Consider the following 22669-nt stretch of genomic DNA (forward strand, 5'->3'; position numbering starts at 1 on the left):
CTCATTGCAAATTGCATGGCCCTGCCTCTGGTGCGGGCCAGGCCGCGCTGCGCCTGCGTTTTGACAAGGCGGGTGATTCGCCTCAGGAGTTTTTGATGGAACACAGTCTTGCCAGCCGCAGCGTGCGCCATGTCTGGCACCCCTGCACCCAGATGAAGCGGCACGAAGCCGCGCCGCCGATTGCCATTGACCACGCCACCGGGCCCTGGCTGGTGGACACCGAGGGCCGCCGTTATCTGGACGGCATCAGTTCCTGGTGGGTCAATCTGTTCGGTCACTCGCATCCGCATATCCGGGCGGCGCTGACCGAGCAGATGTGCAAGCTCGATCATGTGATGCTGGCCGGCTTCACCCATGCCCCCGTGGTCGAGCTGTCCGAGCGCCTGGCCGGCCTGACCGGCCTGGGCCATGCGTTCTACGGCAGTGACGGTGCTTCGGCCACCGAGATCGCACTGAAGATGAGCGCTCATTACTGGCGCAACCAGGGGCATCCTGCCAAGCACCGCTTCGTGGGCCTGGCCGGCGGCTACCACGGCGAGACGGTAGGCGCGCTGTCGGTCACCGATATTGCGCTGTTTCGCGATGCCTATGGCCCCCTGCTGCGTCTGTCGGCCACAGTGCCCAGTCCCGATGCACGCCAGGCCAGGCCCGGCGAAACCGCTGCCGATGTGGCACGCCGCGCAGCAGAGGGTCTGGAGTCCTGGTTGCAGGCGCATCACCAGGAGACTGCTGCCCTGATTCTGGAGCCGCTGGTGCAGTGCGCCGCCGGCATGGCCATGCATGACGCCGAATACCTGCGTCTGGCCCGTGCGCTGTGCGACCGCTATTCAGTGCATCTGGTGGTGGACGAGATCGCCGTGGGATTTGGCCGCACCGGCAGCCTGTTTGCCCACCAGCAGGCCGGTATCAGGCCGGACTTCATCTGCCTGTCCAAAGGGCTGACCGGCGGCACGCTGCCCTTGTCTGCCGTGCTGACCACCGACGCGGTCTATGCCGCTTTTTATGACGACGATGCCGCTCGCGGCTTTCTGCATTCGCATTCCTATACCGGCAACCCCCTGGCCTGTCGCGCTGCCGTGGCCACGTTGGAGCTGTTCGAGCAACTGGACCAGCTGGCTGCCAATCGGCAGCTGGCCCGGAAAATCAGTGCTGCATTCGCCGGGCTGAATGCTCACCCCCGCGTCAGCAACGCGCGCCAGCAGGGAATGATCTGGGCCTGGGACATCGATACTGCCTTGCCGGACTTTGCACAGCGCTACCACGAGGCGGCTCTGGATCTCGGTCTGCTGCTGCGCCCCATAGGACGCACGCTGTACTGCATGCCGCCCTATGTGCTGAACGATACCGATATCGCCCACCTGGGTCAGGCCGCGCTGGCCGCGTTGAATACCACCTTGCAGCAGGAAGCGGAGCTCGCCGCGAAGAAGGGAAAAGCATGATCGGCTGTTTCGTCACGGGCACCGATACCGGTGTGGGCAAGACCCTGGCCAGCTGCGCGCTGCTGCACGCACTGGCAGGCCACCATTCGCGCGTGGTGGGCATGAAGGCCGTGGCCGCAGGCGCCGAGCCCGACGGGCAGGGCGGCTGGGTCAACGAAGACACGGTGGCCTTGCGCGCGGCCTCCACGCTGGCCGTGCCGGCAGCGCTGGACAACCCCGTGCTGCTGCCCGACCCCATGTCGCCGCATATTGCAGCCCGGCGCGCGGGCGTGGAGGTGACGCTGGCGCCGATTCTCGACGCCTACCGACAACTGGCCGCACAGGCCGACGCCGTGGTGGTCGAGGGCGCGGGTGGCTGGCGCGTGCCGCTGTCCGAGACTCTGTGCATTGCCGATCTGGCCGTGGCGCTGCAACTGCCGGTGGTGCTGGTGGTGGGGCTGAAGCTCGGTTGTCTGAACCATGCGGTGCTGACCGCAGAGGCGATTCGCGCCGCCGGCTTGCCGCTGGCGGGCTGGGTGGCAAGCCGTGTGGAGCCGCAGATGCTGGTGCCCGAGGAAAACATGGACTGGCTGCGCAACCAGCTGGGACGGCTTGGCGCTCCGCTGCTGGCCGATATTCCGTGGCAGGCCACTCCCGATCCTCGCCTGACCAATTTCTCCTTGCCCAAGGAATGGCAATGACCGCATCTTCCAATTTCTGGCTGCAGGATATTCCACAGCAGCTGGCAGCCCTGGACGCCGCCGCGCTGCGCCGTACCCGCCGTACCGTGGCGCCCCTGCAAGGCGCGCGCATTCTGGTCGACGGGCAGCCCATGCTGCAGTTCTGCAGCAACGACTATCTGGGGCTGGCACAGCACCCGGCCATGATTGAGGCGGCCTGCGCTGGTGCGCAGGATTTCGGTGTGGGCTCGGGCGGCTCTCCAATGGTCAACGGCCATAGCACGGCCAATGCCGCGCTGGAGGAAGAACTGGCCCGCTTTGTGCAACTGCCCCGTGCGCTTTACTTCTATGCCGGGTTTGCCACCAACGCCAGCATCATCCCGGCGCTGGTGGGGGCGGGCGACGCCATTTTCTCTGACGCTCTGAACCACGCCAGCCTGATCGACGGCTGTCGCCTGTCGCGTGCCCAGATCCACCGTTTCGAGCATGGCGATCTGGCTGCCTTGGAGCAGTTGCTGGCTGCTTGCCCGGTGCAGCGCAAGCTGGTGGTGAGCGATGCCGTCTTCAGCATGGATGGCAATGTGGCAGATATCGAGGGGCTGCTGGCACTGTGCGAGCGCTACGACGCGTTGCTGCTGCTGGACGATGCCCACGGCTTCGGCGTGCTCGGCCCGCAAGGCCGTGGCAGCCTGGCGGCTGCGGGGCTGACAGGGGTCAAGGCCTCGCCGCGTGTGCTTTACATGGCCACGCTGAGCAAGGCGGCTGGCGTGTCGGGGGCCTTTGTTGCAGGACATGCGCTGCTGATCGAATGGCTGCTGCAGAAAACGCGTAGCTATACCTTTGCGACCGCCGCCCCTGCGATGTTGGCGCGCGCATTGCAAACCAGTCTGCAGCTGATTGAGGAGCAGAGCGCTTTGCGCGAGCAGCTGCAGGCTCGGATTGCCCAGCTGCGTGCGGGGCTGCAGCCCTTGTTGCAGGGCAAGGGCTGGCGGCTTTTGCCATCGGACACGGCCGTGCAGGCACTGGTGGTGGGCGGAAATGACGCTGCGCTCGGCCTTATGGAGGGGTTGCGCCGCCATGGCCTGTGGGTGCCGGCGATTCGCCCTCCCACCGTGCCCGTGGGCACGGCGCGGCTGCGTATTGCCTTGTCGGCGCTGCATACCGAGGCCGATGTGAAGCAATTGCTGGCGGCGCTGCAGGAGCTTGCCGGCTGAGGCCTGGCCGTTTTGCGCTGGCGCGCCGGTCGCTGTCAGTGGCGTAGCGCCTGCAGTACCTGCGCCAACTTCCTCGCGGCGACTTCCAGCTCATGCGGTGTGTGAGCGGCAAATCCCATGAGAAAACCCGCCTGTTGCGGGCTTGATGCATGCAGCTGCGTCAAGCCGAGCAGGTCTATGCCCGCCCTGCGCGCGCTATCCACGGCGGCGCGTTCAGCAATGCCGTGCAACAGGGTGCAAGGCATCTGCATGCCTCCCGCCGGCACCCGTGGCTCTAGGAAGTCGCCCAGATGCTCGCGCACCAGCCGCGCCAGCACATCGCGTCGCTCGGCATAGACGGCGCGCATGGTACGCACATGCGCACCCAGGTGCCCGCCTTCGATGAACCGCGCCAGCGTCAATTGCGCAATCGCTGCGCTGTGTCCATCCAGCAAGGTTCGCGCCACCGTCATGGGGGCGACCAGCGAAGCCGGCAACACCATATAGCCTATGCGTAGCCCAGGGAACATCGACTTGGTGAAGGTGCCGACATAGATCGTGCGCTCGTGCTGATCCAGCCCCTGTACGCAGGCCATGGGCTTGCCGGCGTAGTGAAATTCGCTGTCGTAGTCATCTTCGATGATCCAGGCCTGCTCCTGCTGCGCCCAGGCTATGGCGGCCAGCCGGCGATCCAGAGCCAGAGTGGTGCCCGTAGGGAACTGGTGGGAGGGTGTCAGAAACACCGCCCTGGCAGCGGGTAGGGTCTGCAGTAAGTCCACCCGCATGCCGTCGCCGTCCAGCGGCACGGGCACACATTCCAGCCCGGCCGCATCGAAGGCTTTGCGTGCGCCGTGATACACAGGGTCTTCGATGAAGATGCGATCACCGGCATCGAGCAGTACATTGGCGCACAGGGTCAGAGCCTGTTGCGAACTGGTCAGCACCAGCACGCGCTCGGGCGTGGCACGCGCGCCGCGCTCCAGGTTCACATAGGCGGCAATGGCCTGGCGCAAAGCCTTGGTGCCCTGTGGCGGACTGTGCAGCAGAGCCCGGGTGCCGTGCTCCTTGAGCACCTGCCGCTGCAAGCGCTCCCAGGTCTGAAGCGGGAAGTTGCGTGTCTCGGGCACACCGGGCGCAAAAGCGCGTGGCGCGAGGAAGTCACGCAGGCCACCGCCCGCGAACATGGCTGCGCCGCGTTGGCTCAAACGCAGGGCGGGAACGCGCGCCAAAGGACTTTGCATCAGGCCGCGTCCCGGAAGGCGTTGCACCTGCTCGGACACAAAGCTGCCGCTGCCCGTGCGTCGTTCGATAAAGCCTTCGGCATGCAGCTGGCCATAGGCGGCCTCCACCGTATCGCGCGAGACACCCAAGGATTGGGCCAGGGCTCGCGATGCCGGCAGGCGCCGGCCCACGTCCAGCGCGCCATCGAGGATCAGGTGCCGTATGGCCCGCTGGATGCGGGCATGCAGCGGCAAGGCGCCATGAGCGGGGTCTCCGATCCAGGCTTTGACGGATTCGAGTTGGGCGTGCTTGAACAAATGGTCTGTATTCCTACAAAAAAGTGGCTGGGGGTATCAGGCCATTTCGATTCTATAAATCTGTTGCCCCATGGGGTCAATCACTTTTCCGGGAGCCCTTGCAAGACCATGTCAACCACCCACTCGCCTTCGTCTCTTCGCTGGAACGATCTCACACATCCCATAGTGGCAGGCCTGATCTCGGTCATCGTCAACTACGGCGGTACCTTCATCCTTGTGTTCCAGGCGGCCAAGGTGGCGGGCCTCGGCCCCGAGCTGACGGCCTCCTGGGTATGGTCGATCTCGATTGGCGTAGGGGTGACAGGTCTGCTGCTGAGCTGGGTGACGCGCGAGCCCATCATCACGGCCTGGTCCACACCTGCTGCGGCATTCCTGGTGACTGCCTTGGCGAGCACGCCCTATGCCGAAGCAGTGGGGGCCTACCTGGTCTCCGCGCTGGCTTTCGTGGTGCTGGGACTGTCGGGATATTTCGAGCGCGTCATCCGGCTTATTCCTGCCGGCATTGCGGCCGGATTGCTCGCGGGCATCCTGCTGCAATTCGGTATCAAGGCGTTTGGTGGCATGAGCGTCGATCCCATGCTGGCGGGCCTGCTGATCGCGACCTATGTGGTGCTCAAACGGATTTCGGCACGCTATGCCGTCGTCGGCATCCTGGTGCTGGGGCTGGTCTTTTTGCTGTCGCAGAATCGGGTCGATCTGTCCGGGCTGGAGTTGCAGCTTGCTGCCCCAGTGTTCACCAGGCCGGAGTTCTCGCTCAATGCCTTGCTCAGCGTCGCGCTGCCGCTGTTTCTCATCACGCTGACCGGCCAGTACATGCCCGGCATGCTGGTGCTGCGCAACGATGGCTTCAAGACCAGCGCCAATCCCATCGTCACGATCACGGGTCTGGGCTCGCTGCTCATGGCTCCGTTTGGCTCGCATGCGTTCAACATCGCCGCGATCACGGCCGCAATCGCTACCGGCCCGCAGGCGCATGAAGATCCCTCCAGGCGCTGGATTGCCGGCGTTGCTGCAGGCATGTGCTACATCCTGGTCGGCGTGTTCGGGGTCACGCTGGCGGCGGTCTTCATGGCCTTTCCCGCCACCTTCATCACCACGCTGGCAGGTCTCGCCCTGCTGGGCACCATTGGCGCCAGCCTGGCCACGGCCCTGGCGGATGCCAAGGTGCGCGAGGCCGCGCTGATCACCTTCCTGGCCGCCGCCGCCAACATCACGTTGCTGGGTATTGGCGGCGCCTTCTGGGGACTGGTCATAGGGCTGCTCGCCTATGCCGTCCTCAACGGCCGGCTGCCGTTGAGCGCACAGCCGGGCGCGATAGCCGCCATGGAAAAAGGATGAGGTGATGCCCATGACTTCAGAAACCCCGACCCGTCACGATCAACATGGCCTGTACCCCGAGGCCGGCACGATAGAGGATTTGCGCCGCAACCTCGCCACCGTGCAGGAGCGCATTGCATCTGCCTGCCAGCGCGTGGGGCGTGATCCAGCCAGCGTGCGCTTGCTGCCCGTCAGCAAGACCAAGCCGCAAGCCAGCCTGCGTCTGGCTTATGCAGCGGGCTGCCGCCTGTTGGGCGAGAACAAGGTACAGGAAGCGTTTGGGAAATGGGAGTCCATGCAGGACCTGGCCGATCTGCGCTGGTCGGTCATCGGTCACCTGCAGACCAACAAGGCCAGACTGGTGGCACGTTTTGCCAGCGAGTTCCAGGCATTGGACAGCCTGCGCGTGGCAGAGGCGCTGGACAGGCATCTGCAGGCCGAAGGGCGGTCGCTGGACGTGTTCGTGCAGGTCAATACCTCGGGCGAGGCCAGCAAATATGGCTTGAATCCCGAGGATGTGCCGGGTTTCATCCAGCAACTGCCCGTGTTTTCCGCGTTGCGCGTGCGTGGTGTGATGACGCTGGCGCTGTTTTCCGCCGAAGCCGAACGGGTGCGTCGGTGTTTCATTCTCCTGCGCGAGCTGCGCGATCAGCTGCAGCAAAGCGCGCCTGCGGGCATGGAGCTGGATGCGCTGTCGATGGGGATGTCCGGCGATTTCGAGATCGCCATCGAGGAGGGCGCTACCGTGGTGCGCGTGGGGCAGGCCATCTTCGGCGCGCGTCCGTTACCCGATAGCTATTACTGGCCAACGCGCTCTGATCCGGATACGCCGGAATCCGTTACCGATTGATATGGCATAGGCGCAATCGCAGGTGGCTTGTGCCTGCGCTGTGCGTTGCGGCCGTAGCAAGCCGGCCAACCTGCCGCCAAGTCCTGCAGGCGCAATGCGCGCTTTTGCCGCTGAGACCGGGCATTGGCCCGCTGCAGAGTTCTCTTGAACTGGTTGATATCCGCCAGTTTTCTTTTACATCCCACGGAGCAATGCATGCCACAAACCGATTCCCATCTGATGAGGGCATACGCCCGCCAACCTGTTTCTTTTGTGCGCGGTCGCGGTGCCCGCCTCTGGGACGAGCAGGGGGTGGAATACCTGGACGCCATCGCCGGCGTGGCTGTCACCAGCCTGGGTCATGCCCATCCGGAGATCGCCGCCGTCATGGCCGAGCAAGCCGCGACGCTGCTGCATACCTCCAACGTGTTCCGTATCGACTGGCAGGAGCAGCTTGGCGAGCGCTTATGCGCGCTCGCCGACATGGAAAAGGTGTTCTTCTGCAATTCGGGTGCCGAGGCCAATGAGACGGCTCTCAAGCTCGCCCGCTTGCACGGGCATCGCAAGCAGGTGGCCGAGCCGCAAATTCTCGTGATGGAGAACGCTTTTCATGGCCGCACGCTGGCGACACTCGCCGCCACGGGCAACGCGGCCAAGCAACAGGGCTTCGAGCCGCAGATGCCGGGCTTTGTGCGCGTGCCCTATGACGACATCGATGCAGTGCGCCGTGCGGCCCAGGAAGTACCTGGTATCGTCGCCGTGCTGGTCGAGCCCGTACAGGGCGAAGGCGGCATCCGTGTCGCCAGTCGCGGCTACCTGCGCGCTCTGCGCGAGCTCTGCGACAGCCAGGGCTGGCTGCTGATGCTCGACGAGATACAGACCGGCCTGGGCCGTACGGGGGCCTGGTTCGCGCACCGGCACGCCGGTATCACGCCCGATGTGATGACCCTCGCCAAAGCACTGGGCAATGGTGTTCCCATTGGCGCCTGTCTGGCGCGTGGCTCCGCCGCGAACCTGTTCTGTCCCGGCCAGCACGGCTCCACCTTCGGTGGCAATCCGCTGGCATGCCGCGTGGCCTGCGCCGTGCTCGACATCATGGAAAGAGACGGCATTGCGCAGCGGGCAGCCCTGCTGGGCGAGCGCCTGTTGGCCGGGCTGCGGCTGGCTCTGGGAGGACACCCAGACGTGCAGGCCATCCGAGGCCTGGGCCTGATGGCAGGGATCGAGTTGAACCGTAACTGCCAGGAGCTGGTCGGCCGCGCGCTGTCCGAACAGCGATTGCTGATTACCGTGACCCGTGAGCGCACGATCCGGCTGTTACCGCCGCTGATCTGCGACGAGGCGCAGATTGACGACATCGTTGCCAGAGTCGCCAGCCTGTGCCAGGACAGTGCACCAAGCCGCCACGCTGTTTAGCTGCCGGTGCGTGAGCGCTGTGGCCGAAGTCGTCGCTGGTCCGATGAGGTCGTTCCTGGCGCCGCATTCCGGGCTCTGATGCGCGGTCCTGCATGCCTGCATCGCGTCGGGTGCAGGCATGTCTACGCTTTCTGAATCGATAAAAAGCCGCTGTGCTTGCAGCGGCTTTTTGACGGGAGCAGGCCGGTCTACTTGCCTGCTCCCTCCACCTGCTTGGGGACGCGGGGAGCCACGGCGCACATCAGCTCGTAGCCCAGTGTGCCGGCAGCAGCGGCTACCTCGTCGATGGGCAGCACGGCGCCATTGCTGGCGCGACCCCAGAGCGTGACCTCGCTGCCCAGCCTGGCCTTGGGAACGGGGCTCAGGTCCACGGCCATCATGTCCATGCTGACGCGGCCCAGCGTGCGGGTGCGCACACCGTCCACCAGCACGGGCGTACCCGTGGGGCAGACGCGCGGATAGCCGTCCGCATAGCCGCAGGCCACCACGCCCAGGCGCAGTGGTCCGTCGCATTGAAAACGCGAGCCGTAGCCCACGGTGTCGCCGGCATGCAGCTCCTGCGTGCCAATGATTTTTGACGACAGCGTCATGGTCGGCTCAAGACCCCAGTGAGCCGCATCATGGGTGGGAAAGTCTGGCGAGCTGCCGTAGAGCACGATGCCGGGGCGCACCCAGTCGCAGCGCACATTGTTTTCATCACCATGCAGCAAGGTGGCAGCGCTGTTGCTGACGCTGCGCTCGCCGGGCAGGTCCAGCGTGGTTTCGTGAAAGACCCTGAGCTGGTGATCCAGGCCATGCTCCACATCGGCATCGCTGAAGTGGGTCATGAACGAGATCTCGTCGACCTGGGGCAGAGCGTTCAGCCGCGCATAAGCCGCACGAAAACGCTCGGGTGTAAAGCCCAGCCGGTTCATCCCGCTGTTCATCTTGAGAAAGACACGGTGGCCGACCTGGGTCTTGTGGGCGGCCAGCCAGTCGATCTGCTCGTCGCAGTGCACTGCATGCCAGATGCCCAGACGCGAGCAGATTTCCAGGTCGCGCAACTCGAACACGCCTTCGAGCAGCAGGATGGGGCCGCGCCATCCCAGATTGCGCACGCGCTGGGCCTCATCGAGGTCCAGCATGGCAAAACCGTCCGTCGCTCGCAGACCCTCAAACACGTTTTCGATACCGTGGCCATAAGCGTTGGCTTTGATCACGGACCACAATTTGGCATCAGGGACGGCTTGCCGTACCCGCTCCAGGTTGTGGCGAACGGCTTCAGGATGGATGGTGGCAGTAATGGGACGAGGCATGGTTTTTCTCAATCAGACCAGTGGGATTCTGGCACTGTCAGCTGGAGCCTGCGTGATATAACCGCCAGTCACTTGCCACGGGGTCTATTATTTCCTTGGCATCGGTCCGTCCGGTGCCAGTTACAGCTAATTCATGAAGCGCGGTTTCTACACCATCATGTCAGCGCAGTTTTTCAGCTCGCTGGCAGACAACGCCTTGTTTGTGACCGCTGTAGAGCTGTTGCGTGCCAATGGTGCCCCCGAGTGGCAACGTGCTGCCCTGGTGCCCATGTTCGCCCTGTTCTATGTGGTCCTGGCCCCCTTTGTCGGAGCCTTTGCGGACGCCTTGCCCAAGGGCAAGGTCATGTTCATCAGCAATGCCATCAAGGTGATGGGTTGTCTGATGATGCTCTTCGGCCATCATCCCTTGATCGCCTACGCCGTCATCGGGCTGGGCGCGGCCGCCTATTCGCCGGCCAAGTACGGCATCCTGACCGAGCTGCTGCCGGCCTCTCAACTGGTCAAGGCCAATGGCTGGATCGAGGGGCTGACGATCACCTCCATCATTTTGGGCGTGCTGGTAGGCGGCCAACTGGTGGGGCCGACCATTTCCCAGCATCTGCTGGGCTTTGACTTCCCGTATTTCAATACCGGCGTGGACACCCCTGCCGAGGCCGCAATTGCCCTGCTGATCCTGATCTACGTCGTGGCGGCCTGGTTCAATCTGCATATTCCGCTGACGGGCGTGGCCATGCGCCCGCTGCGCGAAGACCCGAACAAGAGCCTGGTTGCCAATCTGCTGGGTCTGCTGCCCGACTTCTGGCAGTGCAGCAAGCGCCTGTGGGCCGACAAGCTGGGCCAGATTTCGCTGTCCACCACCACGTTGTTCTGGGGGGCTTCGGGCAATTTGCGCTATATCGTGCTGGCCTGGGGAGCTGCGGCCCTGGGTTACAGCACCACCCAGGCCTCGGCCCTGGTGGGGGTGGTGGCAATCGGTACGGCCGTCGGTGCGGTGCTGGCATCCATGCGCATGCGCCTGGACAACGCCACGCGTGTGATCCCCCTGGGCGTGCTCATGGGCCTGCTCGTGGTCTGCATGATCTTTATCGACAATCTCTGGGTGGCCGTGCCCTTCCTCATTCTGCTTGGCGGTTTGGGCGGATTTCTGGTTGTTCCCATGAATGCGCTGCTGCAGCATCGCGGCCATAATCTCATGGGCGCGGGTCGCTCGATTGCGGTGCAGAACTTCAACGAGCAACTGGCCATTCTGGCCATGGGCGGCTTCTACAGCCTGTCCACCAAGATGGGGCTGACTGCCTTTGGTGCGATCACGGTATTCGGTCTGCTGGTTGCCGCTAGCATGGTGCTGATCGGCATCTGGCACTGGAATAATTGCAGAAGGCACCCGGCAGAGGTTGAAAAGCTGCTGGAAGTCGCCCGCCGCGACTGCCATTGAAGCTCTGCAGCTGGCGCCGGCAAGCTGCATTCACTACACGATCAATAGCTTCTAACGCTTGCAGAGCAAACGTTAGAAGCCTTTTTTATGCATAGTCCACTGCCTGTATTTGCGCTGCTGCTCAATGCCCTGATCTGGGGCTTGTCATGGTGGCCGTTTCGTCTCATGCATGAGGCCGGACTGCATCCGCTGTGGGCCACGGCATCGATGTATGCGCTGGTGCTGGCCGGTCTGCTGGCGCTGCGTCCCGCCAGCCTCAGGCAGGCCTGGCAATACCCGGTGCTCCTGCTGCTGGCTGCCAGCTCGGGCCTGAACAACGTGGCTTTCAACTGGGCCGTGACCGTGGGCGACGTGGTGCGCGTCATCCTCTTGTTCTATCTCATGCCCGCCTGGGCGGTGCTGCTGGCCTGGAAGCTGCTGGGCGAAAAGCCCACGCCCATGGCGCTGCTGCGCCTGTTGCTGGCCTTTGGCGGTGTGGTGCTGGTGTTGCTGCCCGCCGATGCCTCGCTCTCCGGGTTGTTTGCCGGTCTCACCCTGGCCGATGCGCTGGCCGTGTTCGGCGGCTTCATGTTTGCGCTGACCAATGTGTTGCTGCGCCGCTTTCAAGGCATTCCGGCCCAGGCCCGCATGCTGGCCATGTTTGCCGGCTGCATGAGCATGGGCCTGCTGACCGCCTTGAGCGCCAGCAGCGCTGGCATGGTGCCGGGCTTTCCTGCTTTTGATAGCAGTTGGGCCTTTCTCGCACTTGGCTTGGCCGTGGTTTTGATGTTTGGCAACTGGGCTCTGCAATTTGGCGCAGCGCGTCTGCCCTCGGGTGTGACCTCGGTGGTCATGCTGTCGGAAGTGGTGTTTGCCAGCATCTCCTCGGTGCTCATCGCCCACGAGCAGCTCAGCGCACGCACGCTGGCCGGCGGTGCGCTCATCATGGGAGCAGCCTTGCTGGCCACCTTGGGCAGAGCCCCGAGAAAATAGCCCAAACCACATCAAGGACACCGAGGAAGGGCCTGGGCCGGCCGCGCCGCCCCGCACCGAAGGTGTCGTCCCCCTCCCGAAGAGAGAGGGGGAAGGCGGGGCCGCCCAGGCGCACAGCGCCTCAGGGGGTCACATCAGCTTCCCCGCCAGGATCAGGTACCCGGGTACCCAGCCCGTAAGCACGCCCTGGGCAATGCACAGCCAGCCCGTGGGGCGTTCAATGCTTTTCCTCAGGGCCAGCAGCGCGAAGAACAAGGCCCAGAGTACGGCCCAGGCGGCCCAGTTGACGCCCATCCACCAGTCCAGCCCCGAGCTGGCGCTGGTCAGCGTATCGAGGGCGACGGGAACAGCGGTGATCGCCACGAACAGGCTGAACCAGCCCAGACCCCGGCCGTCGGCACCGCTGAAGCGATTGAAAGCCACCCAGAGATAGGTGAAGGCGAACAGCAGGGTCAGAGCGCCGCTCTTGACCGATGCCGCATCGGCTGCCGGACCGAAGATGCTGGCCAGACCAATACATAGCGACACCACCCCGGTGAAGATATTGATGACCCAGATTTCCTTGTCGGCAATCTTGCCCAGCATCCACAGGCCGTTGAGAAACAGCACCGCACCCACATAAAACAGCGACAAACCCAACCACATACACGCTCCTTGGCTGCAGGCCGGTGCAGCGCGGCCAGGATTGTGGGGCCGAGCGGGGCGGGGCGGAACCCTGGGCGAACGCAAAAGAGTCTTGCGCCATGGGTCGGGAATGGGCTCAGAAACCCTCGTCCCGACCGCCACGCAGGCGGCGATACAGCGTGCCGCGCGAGATGCCCAGGGCGCGCGCGGCCTGGGAGACATTGCCGCCATGCTGGTCCAGCGTCTCCCGGATCAGCTGCGCGCTGTGCTCGCGCAGCGTCGCCAGGGGCTGTGCCTCGGCGACGGGCGTTGCTTCGGTGGTTGCGGGGCTGGCCTGGTCTTCCACGCTGCTGGTGTCCAGGTGCGAGCCAAGGCCATGCGAGGTTTGTAGATGCGCCTGCATCCAGACGCCCAGGCCGCTGGCCAGGCGCAGCGGCGCGGGGCCGGGCTGGCCGCTCAGTTGCAGCAGGCGCGATAGATCATGGCCCAGCAGTTCCTGCGCGCTGCACGCTGTGTCCAAGGGCTGGCCGATGAGCTGGGCGGCGGTGCCGTTCATCCAGGCGACGCGGCCATCGGCGGCCACGCCCATCAGCGCCTGCAGCGGCGTGTGCAGCAGGGCAGGCGTCACCTGAAAGCGCAGCACCAGATGCTCGTGCGACTGAGCCTGCAGCAAGGTGTTTTCGATGGTCGTGGCGTACATGCCGACCACGGGAGCGGCATCGAAACTGAAATGCTGCTGCTCCACCATCAGATTGAGCACCCCGGCCAGGCGGCCGTGCACGTCGCGTATGGGGGCTGCTGCGCAGCGGAAGGCGTGCAGCTCGTCGAAATAGTGCTCGCCGTTGGTGACGGTGCAGGCCTGGCCGGTGGCGGCGACGATGCCCGGGGCGGTCGTGCCCATGGCCTGCTCGGACATGTTCAGGCCGACCCGCTCGTCACGGGGCCTCATGGATGCTGGGGAGACATGGAGCACGATGCCCTTGTCGTCCGTCAGCATCACGCGCGTGCCGGTGCCCGCCAGCGCCTGCTCCAGGGTCGGCAGCTCGTGCTGCAGTGCCTGCAGCAGGCCGCGGCAGCGCTCCTGCGTGGCATGCAGCCGACTGGGGCTGACCGGAGCCAGAGCCAGCCGCCGTCCATTGCAGTGCTGGCGCTGGCTGCGCAGCCAGGACTGGATGACCGCCTCGCTGACCAGGCCCGAGGGGCGTATGCCGGCCTCGAAGAACTGGCGGCGAGCCTGCAAGGCCCGCTCCGCCCCGGTGCTCGAGAAGCACTGCTGTAGCGCGTCCATCGCGCGTGGCTCATCAACGTTCATGTCATGCCCAGGCTGTCCGCAGGAGCGGTCAATGTGTTCCGCAATGGAACAGTTCTAGCCTGGGGAAATCCCGATCATGAAGAAAAACAGGCGATACACCATGCTTTGCGGCATAGCAATCACAACAGGAGACCTCGATGAAACGGCTGATCGACAACTCTCGCGGACGGCCCGGCCGCATGGCCTGGATGCTGGCCGCCTGCCTGGGCAGCGCAGCGGCCCTCGCGCAAGCCGACGACCCTGCGGCGCAGGCCGCGGCCGCCGTGCAGCGAGTCGATGGCGCTTTCATCCGTGCCAATGCCGCCAAGACGCCCGACTGGCCCACCATCGGCGTGGACTATGCCGAGACCCGCTACAGCCGCCTCGATCAGATCAATGCCGCCAACGTCAAGGACCTGGGCCTGGCCTGGTCGTACAACCTCGAATCCACGCGCGGCGTGGAGGCCACGCCTGTCGTCGTGGACGGCATCATGTACGTCAGTGCCTCGTGGAGCGTGGTGCACGCCATCGACACTCGTACCGGCAACAGGATCTGGACCTATGACCCGCAGGTCGACCGCAGCACCGGCTTCAAGGGTTGCTGCGACGTCGTCAACCGCGGCGTGGCGCTGTGGAAGGGCAAGGTCTTTGTGGGTGCCTGGGACGGCCGCCTGATCGCGCTGGACGCTGCCACCGGCAAGGAGGTCTGGCAGAAAAATACCTTCGAGGGGCAAAAGGGGTCGCTGACCATCACGGGTGCGCCGCGCGTGTTCAAGGGCAAGGTCATCATCGGCAACGGCGGTGCCGAATATGGGGTGCGCGGCTACATCACGGCCTATGACGCCGAGACCGGCGAGCAGAAATGGCGCTGGTTCAGCGTGCCCGGCGATCCGTCCAAACCCTTTGAGGACGAATCCATGAAACGCGCCGCCAGGACCTGGGACCCCAGCGGCAAATGGTGGGAGGCCGGCGGTGGCGGCACCATGTGGGACAGCATGACCTTCGATGCCGAGCTCAACACCATGTACGTGGGCACGGGCAACGGCTCGCCCTGGTCGCACAAGGTGCGCAGCCCCAAGGGCGGCGACAACCTGTACCTGGCTTCCATCGTGGCCCTGGATCCCGACACCGGCAAATACAAGTGGCATTATCAGGAAACGCCGGGCGACAACTGGGACTACACCTCCACCCAGCCCATGATCTTGGCCGATATCAAGATCGCCGGCAAGCCGCGAAAGGTCATACTGCATGCGCCCAAGAACGGCTTCTTCTTCGTGCTCGACCGCACCAATGGAAAGTTCATCTCGGCCAAGAACTTCGTGCCTGTGAATTGGGCCAGCGGCTACGACAAGAACGGCAAGCCCATCGGCATTGCTGCGGCACGCGACGGCAGCAAGCCCCATGACGCGGTTCCCGGCCCTTATGGCGCGCACAACTGGCACCCCATGTCCTTCAACCCCCAGACTGGCCTGGTGTATCTGCCTGCGCAGAACGTGCCCGTCAACCTGATGGACGACAAGAAGTGGGAGTTCAACCAGGCCGGACCGGGCAAGCCCCAGTCGGGAACGGGCTGGAACACGGCCAAGTTCTTCAATGCCGAGCCGCCCAAGAGCAAGCCTTTTGGGCGCCTGCTGGCCTGGGACCCGGTTGCGCAAAAGGCTGCCTGGAGTGTGGAGCATGTCTCGCCCTGGAACGGCGGCACGCTGACCACGGCGGGCAATGTGGTGTTCCAGGGCACGGCCGATGGTCGCCTTGTGGCCTATCACGCGACCAGCGGCGAAAAGCTGTGGGAAACGCCCACGGGCACCGGTGTGGTGGCCGCGCCCAGCACCTATATGGTGGACGGCAAGCAGTATGTCTCGGTGGCAGTGGGCTGGGGCGGTGTCTACGGCCTGGCTGCGCGCGCCACCGAGCGCCAGGGGCCGGGCACGGTCTACACCTTCGTCGTGGGCGGCAAGGCCAGGATGCCGGAATTCGTGGCCCAGCGCACAGGCCAGTTGCTGCAGGGCGTGAAATACGACCCCGCCAAGGTCGAGGCGGGCACCATGCTGTACGTGGCCAACTGCGTGTTCTGTCATGGCGTGCCTGGCGTGGACCGCGGCGGCAACATTCCCAACCTGGGCTACATGGACGCGAGCTATATCGAGAACCTGCCCAGCTTCGTCTTCAAGGGCCCGGCCATGGCGCGCGGCATGCCGGACTTCACGGGCAAGCTGTCGGGCGATGACGTGGAGTCCATCAAGGCCTTCATCCAGGGTACGGCGGACGCCATCCGGCCCAAGCCCTGAAGCTTGCACTTCACCGCGCCGATGCGTCGGGCCGCCGGAGCGTCGGACCGCCGGTGCGCCCGAGTCACGCACCGGCGGGCCCAGATCGCAAACCTCTTCTTTTGACTCGATACCAAGGAAATAGCCTCATGCAAGACCATCTGCAGTTCTATATCGACGGCCAATGGGTGAATCCGGTCAGCCCGCGCAGCCTGGAGGTCATCAATCCCTCCAACGAGCAAGCCATTGCCCGCATCAGCATGGGCTCGGCCGCCGACGTGGACAAGGCCGTGGCCGCCGCGCGCCGCGCCTTCGAGAGCTACTCGCGCACCAGTCGCGAAGAGCGCCTGGCCCTGCTGGCCAAGGTGCTGGAGGTCTACCAGAGCCGCTACGGCGACTTTGTGCAGACCATCTCGCAGGAGATGGGGGCGCCGCTGTGGCTGTCTAAGGCGGCGCAGGCCGCCATGGGCGTGGCCCATCTGAGCTCCACCATCGAGGTCCTCAAGAACTTCGCCTTCGAACATGTGCAGGGCAGCACGGCCGTCGTGCATGAGCCCGTGGGCGTGGTCGGCATGATCACGCCCTGGAACTGGCCCATCAACCAGATCATGTGTAAGGTCGCCCCGGCCCTGGCCGCTGGCTGCACCATGGTGCTCAAGCCCTCGGAGGTCGCTCCGCTCAACGCCCTGCTCGTGGCCGAGGTGCTGCACGAGGCGGGCGTGCCGGCCGGCGTCTTCAACCTCGTCAACGGCGACGGCCCCGGTGTGGGCGAGGCCATGTCCTCCCACCCCGGCATAGACATGATGACCTTCACGGGCTCCACGCGCGCGGGAATTGCCGTGGCCAAGGCCGCGGCCGACAGCGTCAAGCGTGTGGCCCAGGAACTGGGCGGCAAGTCTGCCAACATCGTGCTGGATGACGCCAACCTGCAGAAGGCCGTGACCCAGGGCGTGCAGGCGGTGCTGATGAATTCGGGTCAGAGCTGCAACGCACCCACGCGCATGTTTGTGCCGCGCGCCCTGCATGGGCAGGCCGTGGAGATCGCCCGTAGCGTCGCCGGCGCAGCGACCGTGGCCGATGCGCTGGCCGAGGGCATGCACATGGGCCCCGTGGTCAGCGAGGCGCAATGGGGCAAGATCCAGGCCCTGATCCGCAAGGGCATTGAAGAGGGGGCGACCCTGGTGGCGGGCGGAACAGGCCGCCCCGAAGGGCTGGCCCGGGGCTACTTTGTCAAACCCACGGTGTTTGCCGACGTGAGCAATGACATGAGCATTGCACGCGAGGAAATCTTCGGTCCCGTGCTGGTGATGATTCCCTACGATGACGAGGAAGACGCCATCCGCATGGCCAACGACACGGTGTACGGCCTTTCGGGCTATGTGCAGTCGGGCAGCCTGGAGCGTGCGCGCCGCGTGGCCGCGCGCCTGCGCACGGGCATGGTCCACCTCAACGGCGCGGGGCCTGACTTCAATGCGCCGTTCGGCGGCTACAAGCAGTCAGGCAATGGCCGTGAATGGGGCGAGCACGGTTTCCGCGATTTCCTCGAAACCAAGGCAGTCATGGGCTACGGCGCGGCCTGATCTATTCAAAATCAATAGCTGCTGGTGCATGTCTGGTACGCGCCAGCAGCTATTTTTATTGAATATTCTGCTGGCGGCGACGCGCGCGTTCCAGCTGCTGTACGACCTGACGCGGATTCATGCCGTACATCTCGGCGAACTCCTGCTCCGAAGTCTGGCCGCTGAGCTGGAAGGAGCGCAGCAGCGCCTCGTCCTTGGCGGCGCGGGCATCGGCCTCGGCCAGGGCATCTACTACCAGGGCGTTGGTCTTTTCGTCACGGCCCTGCACGCGCTCGGCGTATTCCTCGCGCGTGAGACCGGAGGCTTCGTAGGCGACGACGATGCGGTTGCGCAGCTTGGGCGTCAGGTCTTCCTGCGTGCGCTGCTGGCGGCGGCGGAAGACTTCGATCAGCGCGTGGTGAACATGCTCGGGCAGAGTGGCTTCCACGGGCTGACCGCTCAGGTCATGGCGCTGCTGACCGCTGGCCATGGCCGCCAGATAGCGACCGGAGCGGGTGTGCTGCTGCAGCGCGCTCTTGAGTGCGTCCTTGTCCAGCTCCGGGTGGGCGGCCAGCAGGTCTTCAAAAATGCCGCGCTTGAAGGGCAGCAGCTGTTCGCCGAACAGGGCCGGGTGCCACTGTGCCAGCTGCTCCAGCAAGGGGTGTTGCGGACGTGCGGCCTGCGGGGCGGCTTTGGCTGCGGGAGCCGGGTTCTGGCGGCCACGGCCGCCTCGGCGCGAGCGTGAGCCGGGCTGCGAGTCCTGCACGCTGTGCTGCGATGCCGCTTGCGAGGCTTTCTGCTCTTGTGATTCAGACACGATTTCAGTCATGGCAAAGCCCGTGGGCCTGGGAAAACAAAACCCCCAATCATGCCAGCATTGCAAACTGCAGTGGCATGCGGGGGTGTCAGCCGGTGGCCAGGGCCTGATCCAGCAGCTCCACCCAATGCATGACCGGGACCTCGGTACCGTTTTGCAGATGGACGATGCAGCCCATATTGGCCGAGAGAATCGCTGCGGGCTTTTCTGGGGCGAACGGCTCGTCCAGTGCGGCGATCTTGCGGTCGCGCAGCTGGTGCGAGATTTCAGGCTGCAGCACCGAGTAGGTACCTGCAGAGCCGCAGCACAGATGGGATTCGGTGCGCGCCACGCGCAGATCGAACCCCAGCTCGCGCAGGCCCGCTTCCACGCCGCCGCGCAGTTTCTGCCCATGCTGCAGCGTGCAGGGCGGGTGATAGGCCACGGGGGCCCGGGGCACCGTGATGCGGTCCTTGAGCTTGTCCACCAGCTCGGGCAGCATGTCGGGCAGCAGTTCGCTTAGGTCGCGGGTCAAGGCGCTGATGCGCGCGGCCTTGTCGGCGTATTGCGGCTCCAGCCGCAGCAGATGACCGTATTCCTTGACGGTGACGCCACAGCCCGAGGCGTTCATCACGATTGCCTCGACCTCGCCGCGCTCCACCAGCGGCCACCAGGCGTCGATATTGGCGCGCATCTGGGTCTTGCCGCCGTCCTGGTCGTTGAGGTGGAACTTCACCGCGCCGCAGCAGCCGGCCTTGTCGGCAATCACGGTCTGCACGCCCACGGCGTCCAGCACCCGGGCCGTGGCGTAGTTGATGCGCGGCATCATGGCCGGCTGCACGCAGCCTGCCAGCAGCAGCACCTTGCGCGCATGTTCCTGTGCGGGCCAGGCTCCGGCCTCCTGGGCGGCCGGAATTTTTTCGCCCAATGACTCCGGCAGCAGGCCTTTCACGGCGCGGCCCAGCTTCAGCGCGGGGGCGAACAGCGGGGAGTTCATGCCCTCCTTGAGCAGCCAGCGCTGCAGCTTCTCGCCCGCCGGGCGTTCGACCTGTTCATCGACGATCGTGCGACCGATATCGACCAGATGGCCGTACTGCACGCCGCTGGGGCAGGTGGATTCGCAGTTGCGGCAGGTCAGGCAGCGGTCCAGGTGCAGCTGTGTGGCCCGCGTGGGTGTTTGCCCTTCGAGCACTTGCTTGATCAGATAGATGCGGCCGCGCGGGCCGTCCAGCTCGTCGCCCAGGGTCTGATAGGTGGGGCAGGTGGCGGTGCAGAAGCCGCAATGCACGCATTTGCGCAAGATGGCTTCGGCTTCCTGGCCTTCTGGCGTGGCACGGTATTCGGGCGCGAGATTGGTTTGCATGGGGTGCTGTCCTTGTTCTTACCAATGCGCCGAGAGACGGTTCACATTGAGAATGCCGGCGGGGTCGAATGCCTGCTTGAGCCGGGCATGCAGCTGTGCCGATGTGCGGCCGGCCGGGCTGGCCTGCGCATGAACATCAAGATCGCTGTTGGCGCTTGTCTGATTGGCGTCCTCGGCTCTGAAAAGAGAAGCGGACCCGCCGGCTGCCTGCGCGAGTTGCTGCAAGGCTGCGGCAGCCGAACGCGGGGCCTGCACCCAGCGCTGAGCTCCATGCCAGTCGATGAACGGGCCTGCTGCACCTTGCGGCAGCTGCAGCGGCGCCGTGGTCGCGGGAACGGACAGACGCCACAGGCAATGATTGGCAGCGCGCTGCTGGAACCAGGGCAGGTTCAGATCGCGGCTGGCGCTCCAGTCGGCGGCAACGGCGTCGCTGTCCAGCCGCTCGCCACCCAGGCGCAGCGTGGCGGCCTGAACGGCGGCGCGGGCACCGCGCAGTCGCAGATACAGCGTGCCCTTGCCGTCTTCTTCCAGCCAGTTGCTGGCATTGAGCGGCAAAGGCTGGCCGCCCCAGTGATTGAGCCAGTCCAGAGCCTGTTCCTGGCTGCAGGCGTCAAAGCGCAGCGTGGCCTCGGCCGGAGCCACGGGCAGAACCTTGAGGCTGATCTCGGTGATCAGGCCCAGCGTGCCCCAGCTGCCCGTCATCAGGCGCGAGACGTCATAGCCGGCCACATTCTTCATGACCTGGCCGCCGTAGCGCAGCAGCTCGCCCTGGCCGTTGATCATCTCCAGGCCCAGCACGAAGTCGCGTACTGCTCCAACGCTGGCACGCGACGGACCGGACAGGCCTGCGGCGACCATGCCGCCCACGGTGCTGGCGGCGCCGAAGTGTGGCGGCTCGAAAGCCAGGCACTGGCCCTGGCTGGCCAATGTTGCCTCCAGCTCGGCCAGCGGCGTGCCAGCGCGAACGGTGACCACCAGCTCGCTGGGCTCGTAGCTGACGATGCCGCTGAGCGCGCGCGTGGACAGCGGCTCGCCCTGCAGACGCAGGCCGTAGAAGTCCTTGCTGCCGCCGCCGCAGATGCGCAGCGGGGTCTTGTCACTGGCAGCGGCGCGAATGCGCTCGCCGAGCTGATTGATTTGGCTGGTGGCTGAATCCATGGCCTGCATGGTAGCCGGGGCGCCCCCGGGGCAGGAAGGCCTGGTCTTTGATTTTTTTGAAAAGCAGGCGTGAATAAAAAAGCCCCGCAGTTCGCACTGCGGGGCAACGTAATGAAACTGAACTTGCGAAGAGCCTGCCGCTTAACGGGTGTAGGCCACCTCGCCGTGAGAAGTGATGTCCAGGCCCTGGCGCTCGGACTCTTCCGAGACACGCAGACCCACGGTCAGATCGGCAATCTTGTAGGCCAAGAAGGAGACCACGCCGGACCAGACGATGGTCACCAGCACGCTCTCGACCTGCACCCACAGCTGATGCGCCATGTTGTAGCCCTCGGGCTCGATACCGCCCAGGCCCTTGGCGCAGAACACGCCGGTCAGGATGGCACCCAGGATACCGCCGACGCCGTGGACGCCGAACACGTCGCAGACGTCGTCAACCTTGAGCAGGCGCTTGAGGCCGGACACGCCCCAGAAGCACAGAGGGCCGGCGATGATACCCATGACGATGGAGCCCATGGGGCCGACAAAGCCGGCGGCGGGGGTGATGGTCACCAGACCGGCCACGGCACCCGAGGCAGCGCCCAGCATGGAGGCCTTGCCGCGCAGCAGCGCTTCGGCCACGATCCAGGAGATGGCGGCAGCGCCGGTCGCGAGGATGGTGTTGATGAAGGCCAGGCCGGCAGCGCCATTGGCGGCACCGGCAGAGCCGGCGTTGAAGCCGAACCAGCCCACCCACAGCAGGGAAGCACCCACCATGGTCAGCGTCAGGCTGTGAGGGGGCAGGGCTTCCTTGCCGAAGCCGATGCGCTTGCCCAGCATGTAGGCACCCACCAGACCGGCCACGGCGGCGTTGATGTGCACCACGGTGCCGCCCGCGAAGTCCAGCGCGCCATCGGCACCCAGCAGACCGCCGCCCCACACCATGTGGGCCATGGGGATGTAGCTGAAGGTGAACCACAGCACGGAGAACACGATCACGGCCGCGAACTTGATGCGCTCGGCAAACGCTCCCACGATCAGCGCCACGGTGATGGCGGCGAAGGTGGACTGGAAGGCCACGAACACATATTCGGGGATGGTCTTGAGCATGGACGACAGCGTGTCAGGCGTGATGCCCATGAGGAACAGCTTGTCGAAGCCTGCGAAGAACTTGCCCTCGCCGCCAAAGGCCAGCGAGTAGCCGTAGATGGCCCACAGCACGGTGATCAGCGAAAAGATCACGAAGACCTGGGCCAGCACGGACAGCATGTTCTTGCTGCGCACCAGGCCGCCGTAGAACAGCGCCAGGCCGGGGATGACCATCAGGATCACCAGCATGGTCGAGGTCAGCATCCAGGCGGTATCGCCGGCGCTCAGGGTGGGAACGGCCTCGGCCGCTGCTTCGGCCACAGGCGCTGCGGCGGCGGCAGCCGTTGCAGCTTCCTGGGCAAAGCCGGTGGCGCCGGCAGCCAGCAGGCCCAGTCCCAGGCCTGCGCTCAATAGTTTCTTGATCATGGCAATCTTTCTCAAAACGGTTCC

18 protein-coding genes are annotated in these 22669 nt (G+C 65.0%); 10 read left to right on the forward strand and 8 right to left on the reverse strand.

Going from position 1 to position 22669, the window contains the following annotated elements; all coding sequences use genetic code 11:
* Positions 1-95: 95 nt before the first annotated feature.
* The 3 genes from bioA to bioF are packed head-to-tail and all read left to right on the forward strand — an operon-like array spanning position 96 to position 3312.
* Positions 96-1439: an adenosylmethionine--8-amino-7-oxononanoate transaminase gene (gene bioA / locus MPZ60_RS00920; protein WP_034351591.1), complete on the forward strand. Its 1344-nt coding sequence runs from the start codon at positions 96-98 to the stop codon at positions 1437-1439.
* Entirely contained in the window at positions 1436-2119 is a 684-nt protein-coding gene (bioD, locus tag MPZ60_RS00925; protein WP_034351399.1) for a dethiobiotin synthase, read from the forward strand. Before bioA ends, bioD begins: the two co-directional genes overlap by 4 nt.
* A complete protein-coding gene (bioF, locus tag MPZ60_RS00930; RefSeq protein WP_080745908.1) occupies positions 2116-3312 on the forward strand; it encodes an 8-amino-7-oxononanoate synthase in 1197 nt (398 codons plus the stop codon). The genes bioD and bioF overlap by 4 nt, the downstream gene beginning before the upstream one ends.
* 35 nt (positions 3313-3347) lie before the next feature.
* On the opposite strand, the gene MPZ60_RS00935 is transcribed toward bioF, so the two are convergent.
* The gene (locus tag MPZ60_RS00935) at positions 3348-4829 is read right to left on the reverse strand and encodes a PLP-dependent aminotransferase family protein (RefSeq protein ID WP_034351403.1); all 1482 of its coding nucleotides are present in this window, start codon (positions 4827-4829) and stop codon (positions 3348-3350) included.
* Positions 4830-4937: 108 nt separating this feature from the next.
* On the opposite strand from MPZ60_RS00935, the gene MPZ60_RS00940 reads away from it, so the two are divergent.
* From MPZ60_RS00940 to MPZ60_RS00950, 3 genes are all read left to right on the forward strand, one after another.
* Positions 4938-6167, forward strand: a complete 1230-nt coding sequence (locus MPZ60_RS00940; protein WP_034351405.1) for a benzoate/H(+) symporter BenE family transporter — start codon at positions 4938-4940, stop codon at positions 6165-6167.
* 4 nt (positions 6168-6171) lie between these two features.
* Positions 6172-6996, forward strand: coding sequence for a YggS family pyridoxal phosphate-dependent enzyme (locus MPZ60_RS00945; protein ID WP_034351407.1), 825 nt, complete (start codon positions 6172-6174; stop codon positions 6994-6996).
* 195 nt (positions 6997-7191) lie between these two features.
* On the forward strand, positions 7192-8391 hold the full coding sequence (locus MPZ60_RS00950; RefSeq protein WP_034351408.1) for an aspartate aminotransferase family protein: 1200 nt from the start codon (positions 7192-7194) through the stop codon (positions 8389-8391).
* Between the two features lie 188 nt (positions 8392-8579).
* Here the strand turns inward: MPZ60_RS00950 and alr are convergent, their stop codons facing one another.
* A complete protein-coding gene (gene alr / locus MPZ60_RS00955) occupies positions 8580-9686 on the reverse strand; it encodes an alanine racemase (RefSeq protein WP_003070517.1) in 1107 nt (368 codons plus the stop codon).
* A 133-nt stretch (positions 9687-9819) separates the two neighbouring features.
* Here alr and lplT point away from each other — a divergent pair, with 133 nt between their 5' ends.
* Together lplT and MPZ60_RS00965 are read left to right on the forward strand one after the other, a co-directional pair.
* Positions 9820-11121 carry a lysophospholipid transporter LplT gene (lplT, locus tag MPZ60_RS00960; RefSeq protein ID WP_034351410.1) on the forward strand — a complete coding sequence of 434 codons (1302 nt, stop codon included), beginning with the start codon at positions 9820-9822 and terminating at the stop codon, positions 11119-11121.
* A gap of 87 nt (positions 11122-11208) precedes the next feature.
* Positions 11209-12093 (forward strand): DMT family transporter, encoded by an 885-nt coding sequence (locus tag MPZ60_RS00965; protein ID WP_034351411.1) that lies wholly within the window; start codon positions 11209-11211, stop codon positions 12091-12093.
* A 129-nt stretch (positions 12094-12222) separates the two neighbouring features.
* On the opposite strand, the gene MPZ60_RS00970 is transcribed toward MPZ60_RS00965, so the two are convergent.
* Together MPZ60_RS00970 and MPZ60_RS00975 are read right to left on the reverse strand one after the other, a co-directional pair.
* Positions 12223-12738 carry an AmiS/UreI family transporter gene (locus tag MPZ60_RS00970; RefSeq protein ID WP_003070509.1) on the reverse strand — a complete coding sequence of 172 codons (516 nt, stop codon included), beginning with the start codon at positions 12736-12738 and terminating at the stop codon, positions 12223-12225.
* A 115-nt stretch (positions 12739-12853) separates the two neighbouring features.
* The gene (locus MPZ60_RS00975; RefSeq protein WP_034351413.1) at positions 12854-14005 is read right to left on the reverse strand and encodes a helix-turn-helix domain-containing protein; all 1152 of its coding nucleotides are present in this window, start codon (positions 14003-14005) and stop codon (positions 12854-12856) included.
* A 161-nt stretch (positions 14006-14166) separates the two neighbouring features.
* Between MPZ60_RS00975 and MPZ60_RS00980 the strand changes: the two genes are divergently transcribed.
* Both MPZ60_RS00980 and MPZ60_RS00985 read left to right on the forward strand, forming a co-directional pair.
* Positions 14167-16296 carry a PQQ-dependent dehydrogenase, methanol/ethanol family gene (locus MPZ60_RS00980; RefSeq protein ID WP_034351414.1) on the forward strand — a complete coding sequence of 710 codons (2130 nt, stop codon included), beginning with the start codon at positions 14167-14169 and terminating at the stop codon, positions 16294-16296.
* Between the two features lie 128 nt (positions 16297-16424).
* The gene (locus MPZ60_RS00985) at positions 16425-17855 is read left to right on the forward strand and encodes an aldehyde dehydrogenase family protein (RefSeq protein WP_034351415.1); all 1431 of its coding nucleotides are present in this window, start codon (positions 16425-16427) and stop codon (positions 17853-17855) included.
* A 55-nt stretch (positions 17856-17910) separates the two neighbouring features.
* Here MPZ60_RS00985 and MPZ60_RS00990 read toward each other — a convergent pair whose 3' ends face one another.
* The 4 genes from MPZ60_RS00990 to MPZ60_RS01005 form a co-directional block, all read right to left on the reverse strand.
* Positions 17911-18663, reverse strand: coding sequence for a ProQ/FinO family protein (locus MPZ60_RS00990; protein ID WP_045839249.1), 753 nt, complete (start codon positions 18661-18663; stop codon positions 17911-17913).
* Between the two features lie 76 nt (positions 18664-18739).
* Positions 18740-19993 (reverse strand): glycolate oxidase subunit GlcF, encoded by a 1254-nt coding sequence (gene glcF / locus MPZ60_RS00995; protein ID WP_034351419.1) that lies wholly within the window; start codon positions 19991-19993, stop codon positions 18740-18742.
* A gap of 18 nt (positions 19994-20011) precedes the next feature.
* On the reverse strand, positions 20012-21160 hold the full coding sequence (glcE, locus tag MPZ60_RS01000; RefSeq protein ID WP_034351421.1) for a glycolate oxidase subunit GlcE: 1149 nt from the start codon (positions 21158-21160) through the stop codon (positions 20012-20014).
* Positions 21161-21292: 132 nt separating this feature from the next.
* The gene (locus tag MPZ60_RS01005) at positions 21293-22645 is read right to left on the reverse strand and encodes an ammonium transporter (RefSeq protein ID WP_034351424.1); all 1353 of its coding nucleotides are present in this window, start codon (positions 22643-22645) and stop codon (positions 21293-21295) included.
* Positions 22646-22669 lie beyond the last annotated feature (24 nt).

Source organism: Comamonas sp. 7D-2, from assembly GCF_022749555.1.
GTDB classification, from domain to species: domain Bacteria; phylum Pseudomonadota; class Gammaproteobacteria; order Burkholderiales; family Burkholderiaceae_C; genus Comamonas; species Comamonas thiooxydans.

What these genes read in the sequence shown, in the direction of transcription:
- bioA (WP_034351591.1), top strand. Translation starts at nt 96, where the DNA reads ATGGAACACAGTCTTGCCAGCCGCAGCGTGCGCCATGTCTGGCACCCC.
- bioD (WP_034351399.1), top strand. Translation starts at nt 1,436, where the DNA reads ATGATCGGCTGTTTCGTCACGGGCACCGATACCGGTGTGGGCAAGACC.
- bioF (WP_080745908.1), top strand. Translation starts at nt 2,116, where the DNA reads ATGACCGCATCTTCCAATTTCTGGCTGCAGGATATTCCACAGCAGCTG.
- MPZ60_RS00940 (WP_034351405.1), top strand. Translation starts at nt 4,938, where the DNA reads ATGTCAACCACCCACTCGCCTTCGTCTCTTCGCTGGAACGATCTCACA.
- MPZ60_RS00945 (WP_034351407.1), top strand. Translation starts at nt 6,172, where the DNA reads ATGCCCATGACTTCAGAAACCCCGACCCGTCACGATCAACATGGCCTG.
- MPZ60_RS00950 (WP_034351408.1), top strand. Translation starts at nt 7,192, where the DNA reads ATGCCACAAACCGATTCCCATCTGATGAGGGCATACGCCCGCCAACCT.
- alr (WP_003070517.1), bottom strand. Translation starts at nt 9,686, where the DNA reads ATGCCTCGTCCCATTACTGCCACCATCCATCCTGAAGCCGTTCGCCAC.
- lplT (WP_034351410.1), top strand. Translation starts at nt 9,820, where the DNA reads ATGAAGCGCGGTTTCTACACCATCATGTCAGCGCAGTTTTTCAGCTCG.
- MPZ60_RS00965 (WP_034351411.1), top strand. Translation starts at nt 11,209, where the DNA reads ATGCATAGTCCACTGCCTGTATTTGCGCTGCTGCTCAATGCCCTGATC.
- MPZ60_RS00970 (WP_003070509.1), bottom strand. Translation starts at nt 12,738, where the DNA reads ATGTGGTTGGGTTTGTCGCTGTTTTATGTGGGTGCGGTGCTGTTTCTC.
- MPZ60_RS00975 (WP_034351413.1), bottom strand. Translation starts at nt 14,005, where the DNA reads ATGGACGCGCTACAGCAGTGCTTCTCGAGCACCGGGGCGGAGCGGGCC.
- MPZ60_RS00980 (WP_034351414.1), top strand. Translation starts at nt 14,167, where the DNA reads ATGAAACGGCTGATCGACAACTCTCGCGGACGGCCCGGCCGCATGGCC.
- MPZ60_RS00985 (WP_034351415.1), top strand. Translation starts at nt 16,425, where the DNA reads ATGCAAGACCATCTGCAGTTCTATATCGACGGCCAATGGGTGAATCCG.
- MPZ60_RS00990 (WP_045839249.1), bottom strand. Translation starts at nt 18,663, where the DNA reads ATGACTGAAATCGTGTCTGAATCACAAGAGCAGAAAGCCTCGCAAGCG.
- glcF (WP_034351419.1), bottom strand. Translation starts at nt 19,993, where the DNA reads ATGCAAACCAATCTCGCGCCCGAATACCGTGCCACGCCAGAAGGCCAG.
- glcE (WP_034351421.1), bottom strand. Translation starts at nt 21,160, where the DNA reads ATGCAGGCCATGGATTCAGCCACCAGCCAAATCAATCAGCTCGGCGAG.
- MPZ60_RS01005 (WP_034351424.1), bottom strand. Translation starts at nt 22,645, where the DNA reads ATGATCAAGAAACTATTGAGCGCAGGCCTGGGACTGGGCCTGCTGGCT.